The sequence below is a fragment of the Specibacter sp. BI4 genome, from assembly GCF_056680095.1.
Window position 1 is genome coordinate 1,188,385 of the sequence record NZ_CM155265.1, and the last position, 14,165, is coordinate 1,202,549.

General features: G+C 66.6%; 12 protein-coding genes. 5 read left to right on the forward strand and 7 right to left on the reverse strand.

Features of this window, described 5'->3' with window-relative positions; all coding sequences use genetic code 11:
- Positions 1-113: 113 nt before the first annotated feature.
- Together AC1L6K_RS05595 and mshA are read right to left on the reverse strand one after the other, a co-directional pair.
- Complete coding sequence (locus AC1L6K_RS05595) at positions 114-3,290, reverse strand: S8 family serine peptidase (RefSeq protein ID WP_480951723.1); 3,177 nt, start codon at positions 3,288-3,290, stop codon at positions 114-116.
- A gap of 265 nt (positions 3,291-3,555) precedes the next feature.
- Positions 3,556-4,806 carry a D-inositol-3-phosphate glycosyltransferase gene (mshA, locus tag AC1L6K_RS05600; protein WP_480951724.1) on the reverse strand — a complete coding sequence of 417 codons (1,251 nt, stop codon included), beginning with the start codon at positions 4,804-4,806 and terminating at the stop codon, positions 3,556-3,558.
- Between the two features lie 284 nt (positions 4,807-5,090).
- Between mshA and alr the strand changes: the two genes are divergently transcribed.
- From alr to tsaD, 5 genes are read left to right on the forward strand one after another with little or no spacing between them, the layout of a single operon-like run.
- Positions 5,091-6,305, forward strand: a complete 1,215-nt coding sequence (alr, locus tag AC1L6K_RS05605; RefSeq protein WP_480951725.1) for an alanine racemase — start codon at positions 5,091-5,093, stop codon at positions 6,303-6,305.
- On the forward strand, positions 6,302-6,922 hold the full coding sequence (tsaE, locus tag AC1L6K_RS05610; RefSeq protein ID WP_480951726.1) for a tRNA (adenosine(37)-N6)-threonylcarbamoyltransferase complex ATPase subunit type 1 TsaE: 621 nt from the start codon (positions 6,302-6,304) through the stop codon (positions 6,920-6,922). The genes alr and tsaE overlap by 4 nt, the downstream gene beginning before the upstream one ends.
- An 11-nt stretch (positions 6,923-6,933) precedes the next feature.
- Positions 6,934-7,668: a tRNA (adenosine(37)-N6)-threonylcarbamoyltransferase complex dimerization subunit type 1 TsaB gene (gene tsaB / locus AC1L6K_RS05615; RefSeq protein ID WP_480951727.1), complete on the forward strand. Its 735-nt coding sequence runs from the start codon at positions 6,934-6,936 to the stop codon at positions 7,666-7,668.
- On the forward strand, positions 7,668-8,222 hold the full coding sequence (gene rimI / locus AC1L6K_RS05620; RefSeq protein ID WP_480951728.1) for a ribosomal protein S18-alanine N-acetyltransferase: 555 nt from the start codon (positions 7,668-7,670) through the stop codon (positions 8,220-8,222). The genes tsaB and rimI overlap by 1 nt, the downstream gene beginning before the upstream one ends.
- On the forward strand, positions 8,219-9,310 hold the full coding sequence (tsaD, locus tag AC1L6K_RS05625) for a tRNA (adenosine(37)-N6)-threonylcarbamoyltransferase complex transferase subunit TsaD (RefSeq protein ID WP_480951729.1): 1,092 nt from the start codon (positions 8,219-8,221) through the stop codon (positions 9,308-9,310). Before rimI ends, tsaD begins: the two co-directional genes overlap by 4 nt.
- Here the strand turns inward: tsaD and AC1L6K_RS05630 are convergent.
- The 5 genes from AC1L6K_RS05630 to AC1L6K_RS05650 all read right to left on the reverse strand — a co-directional run bounded on the left by AC1L6K_RS05630 (position 9,300) and on the right by AC1L6K_RS05650 (position 14,055).
- Positions 9,300-10,562, reverse strand: coding sequence for an APC family permease (locus tag AC1L6K_RS05630; RefSeq protein WP_480951730.1), 1,263 nt, complete (start codon positions 10,560-10,562; stop codon positions 9,300-9,302). The genes tsaD and AC1L6K_RS05630 overlap by 11 nt on opposite strands.
- A gap of 209 nt (positions 10,563-10,771) precedes the next feature.
- Positions 10,772-11,776: a sensor histidine kinase gene (locus AC1L6K_RS05635; protein ID WP_480951731.1), complete on the reverse strand. Its 1,005-nt coding sequence runs from the start codon at positions 11,774-11,776 to the stop codon at positions 10,772-10,774.
- A complete protein-coding gene (locus AC1L6K_RS05640) occupies positions 11,773-12,444 on the reverse strand; it encodes a response regulator transcription factor (RefSeq protein ID WP_480951732.1) in 672 nt (223 codons plus the stop codon). Before AC1L6K_RS05640 ends, AC1L6K_RS05635 begins: the two co-directional genes overlap by 4 nt.
- A 5-nt stretch (positions 12,445-12,449) precedes the next feature.
- The gene (locus AC1L6K_RS05645; RefSeq protein WP_480951733.1) at positions 12,450-13,169 is read right to left on the reverse strand and encodes a DedA family protein; all 720 of its coding nucleotides are present in this window, start codon (positions 13,167-13,169) and stop codon (positions 12,450-12,452) included.
- A 37-nt stretch (positions 13,170-13,206) separates the two neighbouring features.
- Positions 13,207-14,055: a phosphatase PAP2 family protein gene (locus AC1L6K_RS05650; protein WP_480951734.1), complete on the reverse strand. Its 849-nt coding sequence runs from the start codon at positions 14,053-14,055 to the stop codon at positions 13,207-13,209.
- Positions 14,056-14,165: the final 110 nt, after the last annotated feature.

Here is a 14,165-nt window from a genome sequence, read left to right on the forward strand (position 1 = left end):
AACGGCCTGGCGTCCCCAACGCCCGGCCCAAAGACTACCCACGCACGACGGCGGCCATCCAGCAATTCTGGATGGCCGCCGTCGTGCGTGGCTGCTGAAAACAGGGGCAGGCCCTACATCTGCAGGTCGGTGGGGGGCTGGGCGTCAGGGAACAACGACAGCGCCTTCTTGTCCTTGATCGGCTTGCCCTTGTGGGGGCTGTCCGCATCGGGAACGACGACTGTGCCGCTCGGCGAAATGATGACGGAGACGAACGTTGCGGTGCCGCCGTCGCCGAAGGAAATCCGGCCCAGATAAGAGCCCGGTTCCAGGCCCATCCAGCTCAGTGTCACATCGCCCGATTTGCCGTTTTGCAGTGTCAGCGGGTTCGGTGACACCGTGGCGTTTCCGACGTTGGCGCCCAGTACGGCAGCATCAACAGTTGCCTTCACGGCTGTGTTGCCGGTGCTGGAGTACAGGTTCGCCAGCACTGTGTACGTTCCCGGGGCAGGGTCGGACAGCGACAGTGTTTCGCTCGATGAGCCCGTCCTGACATCGCTGTACTGGCCCTGTGGATTGAACACGATCATGTCGAAATCGGCGTTCGGATCGGAGGAAAGCACCTGGAACTTCGCCAGCGTGGTCCCCTCCGGAACCGTCACTTCCTTGACGAAGTTGGACTGGTCAGTGCCCACAACAAGCGGGCCGGGGACCAGTTCGATGGCGCTTGAATCCGCCTTCGACAAGCCGTCCAGGGTCATGTTGACTGGATTGCCGGTGCCTGAAACCACCGGGATCTTGCCGCTGTCAGTGGCCTTGGCAGACGTCAGGGCAACCTCCGGGGCAACGATGACGGGAAGCGGGCGGACGGCAACGGGTGAGGTCACGGTGGCGCCGGCTCCCTGCCAGGACAGGCTGCCCATCGCGAACTCGCCCAGGGCGGCCGTGGCATTTTCAAAGGTGACCTTGAAGGTGCGCTTGTCGCCGGCAGCGGCGAAGTTCAACACCGAGGGTGTGACCTTGACGTTGACGCCGGGAACGTTGGCCGTGGCACGGTACACGCCCGGTGTCAGCGCCGTGACGGTGCGGGTGACGGTGACTTTTCCGGCCAGGGAGCCCACGGCAAACGATGCCACGTTCATGTCCCGCGGCGCGGTGCTGCCAAGATCGGGGATGCCCAGGTCGACGCCGGTGCCTTGAATGAACTTCAAGTACTCGGTGTCGCCGGCGTCGTACGCCAGCCCGGGTGAGAGCGCCTGGGCTACGGCGGCCTGGCCGGCGCCCGTGGCGAACAGGTCGGGGTTCTTGCTGCCGTCGGCGTTCACCACATTGCCGGCCGTGGTCATCATGGCTGATTTCACCGTGGCGGGGGACCATGCGGGGTTCTTGGCAAGGAGAAGCGCGGCAAAGCCGGCAACATGCGGGGACGCCATGGACGTTCCTGACATCATGCCAAACTGGTCGCCCCCGGTGGCAATGGGTGAAACTCCTGCGAGCACGGCCACGCCGGGTGCGGCGACGTCGGGCTTGAGGAGGTCCGATCCCGTGGCGCCCAGCGGCCCGCGGGAGGAGAAGCCGGCGATCTGCGGCTGCGGGTCAACGGGCAGGCCCGTGGTGTCGTGGTCGACCAGGGCGACCAGGATGTCCGGGTTGGCCGTCACCTTGTCCTTGATTTCCTGTGAGGCAGGCGGGTTCACGTGGACTGTGGGCACTGCGTGCAGGTCCACGTCCTCGGATGAGGGAGTGACGTTCACCAGGATCATGCCCACGCCGCCGGCACGCTTGACCTCGGCGCTCTTGGCGGTGCGGTCGATCACGCCGCGGTCACACACCACAACCTTCCCGGCAACCAGGGCGGGGTCCAAAACGTTGGGGCCGCACAGTTCGGGGTTGGCTGCGCCTGCGGCGGCGGCCGTTGTGGCCAGCACCACCGGGCTTTCCGGCAGGTTTGCGCCCATCATGCTGGCTCCGCGGAACTTGCTGCCGTCGGCGAATTCCGCCGTGCCCTGCAGTTCGGAAGAGAAGGACGTGGCGGCCACGGTGGTCACCCAGGGTGCGCCGTGGTTGACGGTCCCTGCGGCGGGGCCGGAGTTGCCCGCCGAGGCGGCAACGAAGATCCCGGCCGAGGTTGCCGACAGGAAGGCCAGCGAGACCGGGTCCGTGGTGGTGTCGGTGCTGCCCGAGATGGAGTAGTTCAGCACGTCCACGCCGTCGAGGATGGCCTGGTTGATGGCCGCAACAGCTGCGGAGGAATAGCAGCCGCCGGTGTCGGCGTCGTCGTCCTCCCAGCAGATCTTGTAGACGGACAGCTTGGCGGCCGGTGCCACGCCTGCCGTGACGCCCATGTCGCGGCCGCCGATGGAGGCCTGGACGTTGGCGTTGCCGGCGGAGGTGCTGGCGGTGTGCGTGCCGTGGCTGGCCACGTCCACGGGGGAGAGTACCTCTTGCGGGGCGCGATGTTCCGGCGCCACGTACTTGGTGAAGTCGTCCGCAAAGTAGTGGGCGCTGAGCACCTTGGAATTGCAGGCGGTGCCGTCAAAGTCGGCACCCGACTCCACGCCGGCCTGGCATTCGCCGGAGAAGGTGTCGCCGTTGGCCTTGAGCATAGCGATGTTGCCGTCGTCGGTGCGGTAGGGGACGCCAACCTGGGGTTCCCCGGTGAGCGGGGCGACCTCGTCGCCGGCAAAGAACGGGCTCGACGGCGTGTAGCCGGTGTCGATGACGCCCACCACCACGCCTTCGCCGGCCTTGTCCTGGCCGCCAAAGGAGGTGTTCCAGCTGCCTTTTTCACCGCTGAGGCCCAAGAAGTCGGTGCTTGAGTAGTCCGGCGCATTCTCGGTGTCGGGTGCCACCGCCAGTACGGCCGGATCCTTGGCCAGCGCCAGGGCCTGCTCGGCCGACAGGTCCGCGGAGAAGCCGTTCAGGGCTGCCGTGAACGTGCGCTTGACCTTGACGTTTTCGGCGTTGGCGACAGCGGCCTGCTTGGTCTCGAGGTGGGCCTGGTACTGCTTGACCTCGGGCCGCGTGGCGTCGAGCTTCTGGCCGGCTTGCGGTTTCGTGGGCGCAAGTCCGGCAGTGCCGCCGTCGTACATGGCAATGGGCTGCTCGGCCAGGACCACAATGTAGCGCCCCGCCTGGTACAGAAGGGGATCGATGTCAGTTGGGGCGACAGTGGTTGTGGTGTGCCCGCCCGGGTTGGCCGATGCCGGCAATGCCCCGATTGAGACCAGAAGCAGCGGCAAACCGGCGCACACTGCCGCAGCCCTCCGCAGTCCCGGGCTTCGAAAGAGAGTTCTTCCCGTTCGTTTCATGGTGCTTTGAACCTTTCAACAGGATCCCGTCCCGGCGTCGTTGCCCGGCGGGTGCAACATGGCGCGCCTGTCGGGAAACGCGTGCTGAAAAGTGCATTTACCGTCGTGCAGCCACCCGAGACATAGTAGCGAGACACGCCTAAAATGTGGCCCGGAACACAGTCGAAAGAGTTAGAACTAGCTAAAAGGTCAGTGGGACTGCCCCACCCTGGTCCGAAAGTACGACGGCGGGAGGCCGCCGGCCGCTGCCCGGGGGAGCAGGCGCTCAGCAGCCGGGCGGGGCGAGGTACTGGTATGTGAGCGACAAATCGTAGCTGTGGATTGTTTGGGTGGCCGTGTTCTCCCACCCAAAAGCCTCGGCAAAAACCGAAGCCGCCCGGCCCATGTCGGCCCTGGTGTCGCCAAAGTCGTGCAGGGAGGCGATGGCCGCGGCCCACAACTTCGGTGACCGGGAATCCACGAGCAGGCCCGTGCGCCCGTCACTGACAGCGCGCGGCAGACCGCCAACATTGGTGGCGATGACAGGGGTGCCGCAGGCCTGGGCTTCCAGGGCGACCAGGCCAAAGGACTCGCTGGAGGAGGGGACGGCGACGACATCGGCGCTGCGGTACCAGTCGGCAAGCTCTTCGGGACCGACGGGAGGGTGGACGGTGGCGGACGCTGCGAGTCCGGAACTGTCAATCAGCTGCACCAGGTCATACTTTTCATTGCCGCTGCGGGCGCCCAGAAAGGACAGCTGCAAATTGATGTCGGGGCGCTCCGCGCGCAGGATCGCAGCGGCCTTGACCAGCACGTGCGGACCCTTCAGCCGTTGCAGGCGCCCGGCAAACATCACGTGGAAGCGCCCCGGCGCGATGCCAAGTTCCTTGCGGGAGCGGTCGCGGAAGGCCGGCTTGAAAACCCTCAGGTCGACGCCGGGGGAGACGACGTCGATGCGCTGCTCGCAGCCGTCGTAGTGCCTCTCCAACTCGGCGGCCTCGGCAGTGGTGTTGGCGATCAAGCGTGTTGCCGCGGCCACGATGTGCTGTTCGCCGTCTTCACGGATGCCGGGCTCCGCTGTCTGGCCCGGCGGCAGGTGGTGGTTTTTCACCCGGGCCATGGTGTGCATGGTGTGCACCAGCGGCAGGTCCAGGCGTTTGGCCACCAAAATCCCGGCCATGCCCGAGACCCAATAGTGTGAGTGGATGACCCGGGCAGGCTCCCCGGGCAGGGCCGCAACATGCTCGGCGACGGCGTCGGCCATCTCGTTGACGAGTTCCGGAAGCTCCTCCTTGGAGACCTTGGCAAAGGGCCCGGCCGCAATGTGGTGGACGTTGACGTGCGCGGCCAGTTCGACGCTGTCGGGCTGTGCGGCGGCAGTTCGGCGGGTGTAGATGTCCACGGCCACGCCCGTGGCGGCCAATTCCAGGGCAAGGTGGCGGACATAGACATTCATGCCCCCGGCGTCGCCGCCCCCGGGCTGTTCGAGGGGTGAGGTATGCAGGGAAAGCATGGCGACTCGCCGGACCTGGTGCACAGTTTCCCTCCTGACAGGCTTTTTGATGCAACACACAAATGGACATTGGACCAGCAGACTCCTGGCGCAGCGGCCTGCGGGTGCCGCACCTGGCGCCCGGACCCGCCAGCCGCCTGGTGCAGCGAAAGCACCAATAACTGAATTTATCTTCCCACTGCTTGGGCGCTGAACCTAGCCCGAACGGGCACTCGCGGGACGGAAAAAACAAGCTGCCCGGGCCGTGACCGGCTTCACTGCCGGCCGGCATCCTGAAAACTTCCAGAAAAGAGGCCTAAAATGGGCGGGTGAGTCCCTTCGCTGCAGCCGTTCCAGAGCAGATTCCCAGCCTTGAACGGCAAGCCATAATTGACCTGTCCGCAATCGCCAACAATATCCGCCATCTTCGCACCATTGCCGCACCCGCCAAGTTCATGGCCGTGGTCAAGGCCGACGCCTACGGCCACGGCATGATCCCTGTGGCCCGGACTGCCGTCGACGCAGGCGCCCACTGGCTCGGAACCGCCCACGTCAGCGAAGCCTTGGCACTGCGGGGCGCCGGGATTGAAGCACCGGTGCTGTCGTGGCTGCACACGCAGGCAACCGACTTCGAGGCCGCCGTGGCGCACGACATCGACCTTGGCTGCTCCGGCTGGGAGCTTGGCCACATTGTTGCCGCCGCCAAGGCCCTGCAACGTCCGGCCCGGATTCACCTGAAAATTGACACCGGGCTGGGCCGCAACGGCTGCTCCCGCGAAGAATGGCCGGCCCTGGTTGCCGCTGCCATGTCTTGCCAGCAGGAGGGTCTGTTGAAGGTGGTGGGTGTGTTCAGCCACCTGGCAGTTGCCGACGAACCGGAACGCCCCGAAACGGATGAACAGCTGGCACGCTTCCGTGAGGCGGTGGCAGTGCTGGAGGCGGCCGGTGCGGAACTCTCCGTGCGCCACATCGCCAACACCCCTGCCACCTTGTCGCGTCCCGACACGCACTTCGACATGGTGCGGGTGGGCTTAGGCGTGTACGGGCTCTCACCGTTTGCCGACCGCACCTCGGCACAGCTCGGACTTGTCCCGGCCATGACGTTGCAAACCCAAATCGCCTTGTGCAAGGACGTGCCCGCCGGCCAGGGCATCTCCTACGGACTCAACCACGTCACCGGCGAGGCAACCACCCTGTGCCTGGTCCCGCTGGGATACGCCGACGGGATTCCCCGCATTGCCACCGGCGGCCCCGTTCACGTCAACGGGGCCACCTACCCCGTGGTGGGCCGGATCGCCATGGACCAGATGGTGATCGACCTCGGCCCCGGCGGGCGCCGCCGCTTCTCCAGCGACGGAACTCCGGGCACGGCCCTGGGCGCCCCCGCCGTGTTGTTTGGCAACGGGGCCGACGGCGGGCCGCTCGTTGAGCAGTGGGCTGCAGCCGCCGGGACGGTCAACTATGAAATCGTGACCCGCATCAGCCAGCGCGTGCCGCGCAGCTACGTGGGCCAGGCTGACACGTCGGGCGGCGGTGGACTGTGAACGGCTGGGAATTTGCCACCGGCACTGCTGCCCAAACGCAGCAACTCGCTGAACGGCTGGCCCGGCTGCTTCGGGCAGGGGACCTTGTCATCCTCAGCGGCGGGCTCGGCGCCGGAAAAACCACTTTCACCCAGGGACTGGGCCGCAGCCTCGGCGTGCGCGAAGGCATCATCTCGCCCACCTTCGTGCTGGTGCGCATCCATCCCAACCTGCCGGACGGGCACAACCCCGGAGGCCCGGATCTGGTCCACGTTGACGCGTACAGGCTGGCGACGCCCGGCGAAATCGACGACATCGACCTGGAAAACACGCTGGACTCCTCTGTGACGGTGGTGGAATGGGGTGCGGACAGGGTCGAACACCTTGCCGCCAACAGGCTGGAAATTGAACTTGTGCGTGCAGTGGGCGGCCGTGCACCGGCGCCCGGGACGGCTGCCGGCGGCACCGCCCAACACGCAGGCGGCCCCCTTCCTTCGGGCACCTTGGACTTTGCCGACAGTTTTGACACCGACGAGGACGACGACGAACCCCGCACCTTGCGCCTGCAGGCCATCGGGCCACGCTGGGCCGGCATCGACTTCTCGATGCTGGGCCGGCCAGTGAACACGACAGAATAGACGTAAAATACGTGCGAATCCTCACCATTGACACCTCCGCCGTGGCCAGCGCCGCGCTGCTGGATTTTGACCCGCTGAACCATGTTCGAACCACAGAAGTGGTGGCCAACTTTGCCACCGCTGACACGCGCAGCCATGCCGAGGTGCTGGCCCCGGGCGTGAAATCCCTGTTCACCGACCCGGTCGCGGAGGGCCCCGCCCTTGACGCCATTGTCGTCGGCACCGGCCCGGGCCCGTTTACCGGCCTGCGCTCGGGCATCGCCATGGCACGCACGCTGGCGTTCACCTGGGACGTTCCACTGTTTGGGCTGATGAGCCTGGACGCACTGGCGCACCAGGTCTTTGACGCGCCGGCATACCGGGACGGCCGCGCCGTCGGCCCCCTGGCCATGGGTGAGTTTGTGGTTGCCACCGACGCGCGGCGCAAGGAAGTTTATTGGGCACGGTACAGCGCCGGCGCCAGCCTGCTGGACGGCCCGCATGTCGGCCCTGCCGCGGAAATTACCGGCGGGCAGGTCTTTGGCGCCGGTGCCGGACTGTACAGGGACGTCCTCGAGGCCAACGGCGCCAGCGTGTACCCCCTGTTTGCCGATGCCCAGCCGACGGCGCTTGAGCTGGGACGCGCAGCCGCGCGCAGGATCACCGCCGCGGGGTCTCTCGAAGGGGCCGGCTTCCTGGACTCAACGCCGCTGTACCTGCGTGAGTCGGACGCCAAGGTGCCAGGGCCCCGGAAGCGGGCCCTGTGATGGCCAAACCCGAAGCTGGTGGCCCGACGGCCGCCGTCCAGCCCGCGGCCCCGACCGCCGTGCTGCGCGACATGGTGGCCGCTGACATCGACTTCATCACTGCCTTGGACAAGACGCTCTTTGGGATTGATTCGTGGCCGCGGCAGATGTTCGTCGATGAACTTGCCCAGCCCGAAACCAGGCGGTACATCATCGCGGAGCTGCCGGCCGCCGTCGACCATGGCGGCGGCCGTGCCGTGGGATATGCGGGCTTGATGTGTCTGCCGCCCATCGGCGACATTCAGACGATCGGGGTGCTGCCCGATTTTGAGGGCCGCGGCATCGCCCGGGCCATGATGGATGAACTTATCGCGGAGGCGGTCCGCCGCGGCGCGGGCGAAATCATGCTCGAGGTCAGTGCCACGAACCCGCGGGCGCAGCGGCTCTACGAACGCTACGGCTTCACCCACATCCACACCCGGCGCAGGTACTACCGGGACGGCTCGGACGGGCTGATCATGCGCCTGTCCCTGCCGGCACCCGGCCCCTCCACCACCCCAAAGGACCACTCATGAACCCCGCCAACCCGCTGATCCTGGGGATTGAATCCTCCTGCGATGAAACCGGTGTGGGCCTGGTGCGCGGCACCGATCTGTTGACCAACACCGTTTCCTCCTCCATGGAGGAGCACGTCCGCTTTGGCGGCGTCATCCCCGAGATCGCCTCCCGCGCACACCTGGACGCGTTTGTGCCGACCCTGGCGCAGGCACTGAAGGATGCCGGGGTGGCCCTGGCCGACGTCGACGCCATCGCCGTCACAAGCGGGCCCGGCCTGGCCGGGGCGCTCATGGTGGGCGTCAGCGCAGCCAAGGCGCTGGCCCTGGCCACGGGCAAGCCGCTCTACGCCATCAACCACCTCGTGGCCCACGTGGGTGTGGGACTGCTGGATGAATCCATCGCCGCCGCCACGGCAGGCGGCGCCCTGCCGGAAAACCTCGGAGCCCTTTTGGTGTCCGGCGGGCACACCGAGATCCTGCGGGTGCGCAGCATCGCCTCCGACGTTGAGCTGCTCGGTGCCACCATCGATGACGCCGCGGGGGAGGCCTTTGACAAGGTCGCCCGGCTGCTTGGCCTGAGCTACCCGGGCGGGCCCGCCATCGACAGGCTGGCCAGGGACGGGAACGCCAAGGCCGTCAGGTTCCCGCGCGGGCTGACCATGCCCAAATACATGGGAACGGCCGAAGAGCCCGGCCCGCACCGCTACGACTTCTCCTTCTCCGGGCTGAAGACAGCTGTCGCCAGATGCGTCGAAGGTTACGAGGCCCGGGGTGAAGACGTGCCCGTGGCCGACATTGCCGCCTCATTCCAGGAGGCAGTGCTTGACGTCATCACGGCCAAGGCGGTCCTTGCCTGCACGGAAAACGGCATCACCACACTGCTGCTGGGCGGCGGAGTGGCCGCAAATTCGCGACTGCGGGAGCTCGCGCAGCAGCGCTGCGCAGCGGCCGGGATCGCCCTGCTGGTGCCCAAATTGTCGCTGTGCACCGATAACGGGGCCATGGTTGCGGCCCTCGGGGCGCAGCTGGTGATGAACGGCATTGCGCCCAGCGACCTGGCGTTCGCCCCCGATTCCTCGATGCCCGTGACAAGCATCAGCCTCTAGGACGACGTCGGAGCCTGGCCCCGCGGTACACGAACCCCACCGCGAACATCGCCAGCCCGGCAAGCACCGCTTCCAGCGGGAGCGTGGCCACCAGGAGCACGCACGCGGCTGCGCCCACCAGTTGAAGGGTCTTGGGGTAGCGGCGGTCGGCCGCGGGCTGGGTGAACGCGGCAACGTTCGCCACCAGATAGTAAACCAAGACGCCGAAGGATGAGAAGCCAATGGCGCCGCGCAGGTCGGCGAAGGCAATGATCACGCAGATCACCGCGCCCAGGACGAGTTCGGCGCGGTGGGGCACCAGGTACTTGGGATGGATGGCGGCAAACCAGCGGGGGAAGTCGTCTTCCCGCGCCATGGCCAGCGTCGTCCGCCCCAGCCCGGCAACCAAGGCCAGCAACGCACCCAGGGATGCCAAAGCTGCGGCAACCCTGACCACCGGGGCAGCCCAACTCCACGTCCCGGCTGCCACCGCATCGGCGAGCGGAGCCGCGGTGGAAGCAACGCCGTCGGCCCCTAAAACAGCAAGCAGCGTCAGGGCCACACAGGCATACACGGCGGCCGCGATGGCCAGGGACAGGAGGATGGCGCGCGGAATGGTCCGGCGCGGATCCTTGACCTCCTCACCAAGCGTGGCGATCCGGGCGTACCCGGCGAAGGCAAAGAACAGCAGCCCGGCCGACTGCAGGATTCCGTACCACCCGTGCGCGAGCAGCCCGCCGTTCGGAAACATGTCCGTGCCGGCCCCGGGAGTGCCCGCCCACGCGGCAGCCACTGCCAGGGCCAACGCCGCCAGGACGGCCGCCACGATGATCCGGGCCAGCGCTGCTGTCCGGCTGATGCCCCGGTAATTCACGGCCACGAGAAGCACGACGGCGGCAATCGCCACCGGGCGCTCCCACCCGGGAGGTGCGGCGTAGGCAGCAAAGGTCATGGCCATGGCGGCGCTGCTGGCCGTCTTGCCGATCACAAATCCCCAGCCGGCCAGGAAGCCCGGCCACGGTCCCAGCCGCTCGCGCCCGTAAACGTACGTGCCGCCGGAGGCAGGGTAGGCCGCAGCGAGCTGGGCGGTGGAGCTGGCATTGGCGTAGGCCACGAACGCGGCGACGGCCAGCCCAATGAGCAGGCCTGAACCGGCTGCCTGCGCTGCCGGTGTGAATGCGGCGAAAACACCGGCGCCGATCATGGAGCCCAGGCCGATGACGACGGCGTCGAAAGTGCCCAGCCTGCGGGCCAGGCCCGAAAAAGTGCTCATGGGGTCGTTGCCTTTCGCCCTCCGTAGTTGATCAGCTGCGAGGCTAGCGGACGCGAGTGAACACCCGGTGAACAGGCGCGCTCACAGCACCGGCTGGATCCCCACAAACGCCCGAGCGCGCTGCTGCCCGTCGGGGCCCTTCTCGGGCTCCTGCATCAGCTGCGGGAGCGTTGCCGGAAATCCCGCCATTGCTGATGGAGGGTTCATTTTTAGGGGGAGGCGGGCAGCGTGAGCACCATCGTGGTGCCGGCGGGGCCCGTGGACGCTATCTCGATGCTGCCCCCGACAGACACCGCAATCTCTCGGACGAGCGCCAGGCCCAGGCCGTGGCTGCGGCGGCCGCCGGCAGACGGCATGGTGGTGTGCGCGAAACGGTCAAACACCCTGGCAGGGTCAATGCCCACGATGCCGCTTCCGGTGTCGCTGACAGTGATCAGCACCTTTCGTCCGTTGCGCACGGTGGCGACTGTGATGAGCCCGCCCTCGGGTGTGTGGTTGAGCGCATTGTCCAGCAACCCGAGAACGGCCCGGCGCAAACTGTTGGCCTGGATGCGGACTCGCGGGGCGCCGTCATGCGTGGTCTGAAGCTGGATTCCCCGCGCAGCGGCCAGGCCCTGCAACCCTGCGGTGACCTGGTCCACCATGGCGCCGACACCCAGCGGTTCGGCCGTGGCCTCCGCTTCCCCAGTGGCTGCCACGAGGAGTTCCTGCACCGTGGCCGACAGTGCTGTGGTGTCCTGTCGGATCTGGCCGAGCAGCCGGGCCGCGTCGCTGCCCGGTTCCAGCTTTTGTTCGGCAAGCTGCACCCGGGAGTCCAGGATTGTCAACGGCGTGCGCAGTTCGTGGCTGGCGTCCTGGACGAAGCGGCGCTGCAACTCCAAGGCCCTGCCCAATGGGCGGATGGCGCTGCGGGCGCTGAGCCAGCCGATGGCTCCGGCCGCAAGAATCCCGACGAAGCCGGCCACGACCATGGCTTTGATCATGTCGTTGGATTCAACGTAGACACGGGCGGAAGTGTCGGCGGATGCCACATCCGGGTGGTGGGAAAGGTAGAGCATGTAGAGGGAGGCTGCGATGATGACAGCCACCACCATCAGGGCGATGGCCACGGCAATGCGCAGGCCCACCGTGACGGCGGCGCGGCGCAGCTGGGGTGCGTCGACGCTCGAGGGGCGGGCTGCTGTGAACTTGGGCATGGACCGTGGGAGTTTCATGCGTCGTCGCCAATTTGATAGCCCATGCCGTGCACAGTGCGGATCACGCCTTTGGACAGTTTTTTGCGCAGGTAGTGGATGTAGGTGTCGATGACGCTTGGTGAATCATCGGGGTGGGACAGGCCCACCAGCAGTTCCGTGCGGGTGAACACGCGGTCAGGTTCGGTGGCGAGAAGGGCCAGAAGCTCGCTTTCCTTGGCTGTGAGGCCAACATGCTGGCCATAGCTGGACTGCAGGGAACGGTTGACGGGGTCGAACAGCCAGTCACCCACACTCAGCTGCTTCGGGGCAGGTGCAACGACGCGGGTCATGGCACGCAGCCTTGCCCTGAGTTCGCCCGCGTCAAAGGGTTTGGTCATGTAGTCGTTCGCCCCGGCGTCGAGCCCGGTGATCTTTTCGGCGGTGCTGCCCAGCGCGGTGAGGATGATGGCCGGGGTGGTGACGCCCTTGCGGCGCAGCGCCGCCACCAATGCCAGCCCGTCCATGACCGGCAGTCCGCGGTCGATGACCATTGCAGCCCATCTGGCGGTAAGGCCCAGGTGCAGCCCGGCTTGGCCGTCGGACGCCAGGTGGACCTCGTAGTCCTGGGCCAAAAGCTCTGCGATCAGCGGTCCCAGGACGGGATCGTCTTCAACGAGCAGGAGCCGCGGCCGATCAACGTTGTGCATGCTCCCTATTGTCCCCCGTCAGGCCCTGCTTGCCGGGCAGCGGTCCCGGTGGCGGCGTGCACCGGAGTCCGGGCCGCGCGGCGCTTGTTTAGGATGCTGAAGAGACCGGGGAGCACCGAAACCAGAACCAGCAGGATCGCGATGATGTCGACGTTTTTGGCGATGATTTCGTAGTGGCCCAGCCATGTTCCCAGCATGACGATGGAGCCAGCCCAGCCGACGGCACCGGCAATGTTCCACAGCGTGAACTTCTTGTAGCTGTAGTTCGCCACACCCGCCACCAGCGGCGCGTAGGTGCGGACCACGGGGACGAAACGGGCCAGCACAATGGCCCAGCCGCCGCGCTTGGCGAAGAATTCCTCCGTCTCGTGCAGGTACTTGGTCTTGAGAATGCGGGCGTCGTCCTTGAACCAGCGGCGACCGAATTTGCGCCCCAGCATGTAGCCCACCTGGTCGCCGGCAATGGCGGCCAGCACCACGACGCCGATAAGCACCGGCAGGGAGAGGTTGAGCTGCTGGTGCAAAAGCCCCGCAGTGAAGAGGAGGGAGTCCCCGGGGAGGAAGGGAAACAACAGGCCGGATTCGATGAACACGATCAAGGCCACAACCGCGAGGGTTGCAGGCCCCAAGCCACTCAGGAGTGCGGCCGGGTCAAGAACCGAGAACAGGCCCGCGGCCTGGGCGCGCCCGGGGAGTGCGCCGTGGACTGTGGCGAGGCCTTGCATTGAAGGAACTAAAAGGTGCAGCAAAACGGTGCCTCGATCAGGAATTTGGGTTGGCGGCAGCAGCGGAAGGGCCTGACTTAACAGTAGACCCGTCAGCTGCCCGGTCAGCGGCAGGGTGTGCAATGCCACGGGATCCAGCGACACGGGACGCAGTGACAGGCCCCCACCGGGCAAGCAGTGGAATGCGGGGCAGGACCTGCCCCTGAAACCTGTTCCACACGGCTGCGAACAAGAAGACGGAGGCGCTCGCGGCCAGGAACGACGCAATGACGTCGCTGGGATAGTGCACACCAACATAGAGCCTTGACCAGGCCACCACCACGGGCACAGCCACGGCAAATAGTGCGGCAAGCCGGGCCCACCGCCCGTTTCTCAGCAGGAACCAGAAGGCCCAGGCCAGGCCAACTGCCAGCGCAACGTGGCCGCTGGGGAAGCTGTTTGACCCTGTTTCCGGGGCAAGCGGGTCAACGAGCAGCACAGGGTTGGGGCGTTGGCGCTCCACGACGGCTTTGAAGAACTGGCTTGAAAGCCAGCCGGCAGCCGCCACTCCGCCAAAGGCGAGGGCGTTGACGGGCGCGCGGCGCACAAGCAGCAGGAACAGGCAGACCACGGCTATCAGGGCAAGGCCGCCAATCGGTGAGAATACCTTGTCCAGCACCATGGCCAGGGCTGTCAGCAGGCCTTCATGGCTGCGGCTCAATTCCTGGTCAATGCTGAACTCGCCGGCACTGAAGTCGGGTGTGCCGACCGCGTAGAACCCGAGGGCCAGCACCGCGACAGACAGCACTGCCACCCACAACCCCCAAAATGCCGGCTGCGGCAGCACCGCCAGCCGCGTGCGGCGGTCCGGCCCGGGGTCGGGCGGTGTGGTGTGAACAGGATTCATGGCTAAACTCCCAGAAGAGGTGCGGAAGGTGTGCTTCCACTGTCCCGCACCCGATCTAAGAATTTTCCAAGAACCGCCCCTCCCGCCGAACCGCCCTATCCGCTGCCTTC

What these genes read in the sequence shown, in the direction of transcription:
- AC1L6K_RS05650 (WP_480951734.1), bottom strand. Translation starts at nt 14,055, where the DNA reads ATGAATCCTGTTCACACCACACCGCCCGACCCCGGGCCGGACCGCCGC.
- tsaD (WP_480951729.1), top strand. Translation starts at nt 8,219, where the DNA reads ATGAACCCCGCCAACCCGCTGATCCTGGGGATTGAATCCTCCTGCGAT.
- AC1L6K_RS05595 (WP_480951723.1), bottom strand. Translation starts at nt 3,290, where the DNA reads ATGAAACGAACGGGAAGAACTCTCTTTCGAAGCCCGGGACTGCGGAGG.
- rimI (WP_480951728.1), top strand. Translation starts at nt 7,668, where the DNA reads ATGGCCAAACCCGAAGCTGGTGGCCCGACGGCCGCCGTCCAGCCCGCG.
- AC1L6K_RS05630 (WP_480951730.1), bottom strand. Translation starts at nt 10,562, where the DNA reads ATGAGCACTTTTTCGGGCCTGGCCCGCAGGCTGGGCACTTTCGACGCC.
- AC1L6K_RS05635 (WP_480951731.1), bottom strand. Translation starts at nt 11,776, where the DNA reads ATGAAACTCCCACGGTCCATGCCCAAGTTCACAGCAGCCCGCCCCTCG.
- AC1L6K_RS05640 (WP_480951732.1), bottom strand. Translation starts at nt 12,444, where the DNA reads ATGCACAACGTTGATCGGCCGCGGCTCCTGCTCGTTGAAGACGATCCC.
- AC1L6K_RS05645 (WP_480951733.1), bottom strand. Translation starts at nt 13,169, where the DNA reads ATGCAAGGCCTCGCCACAGTCCACGGCGCACTCCCCGGGCGCGCCCAG.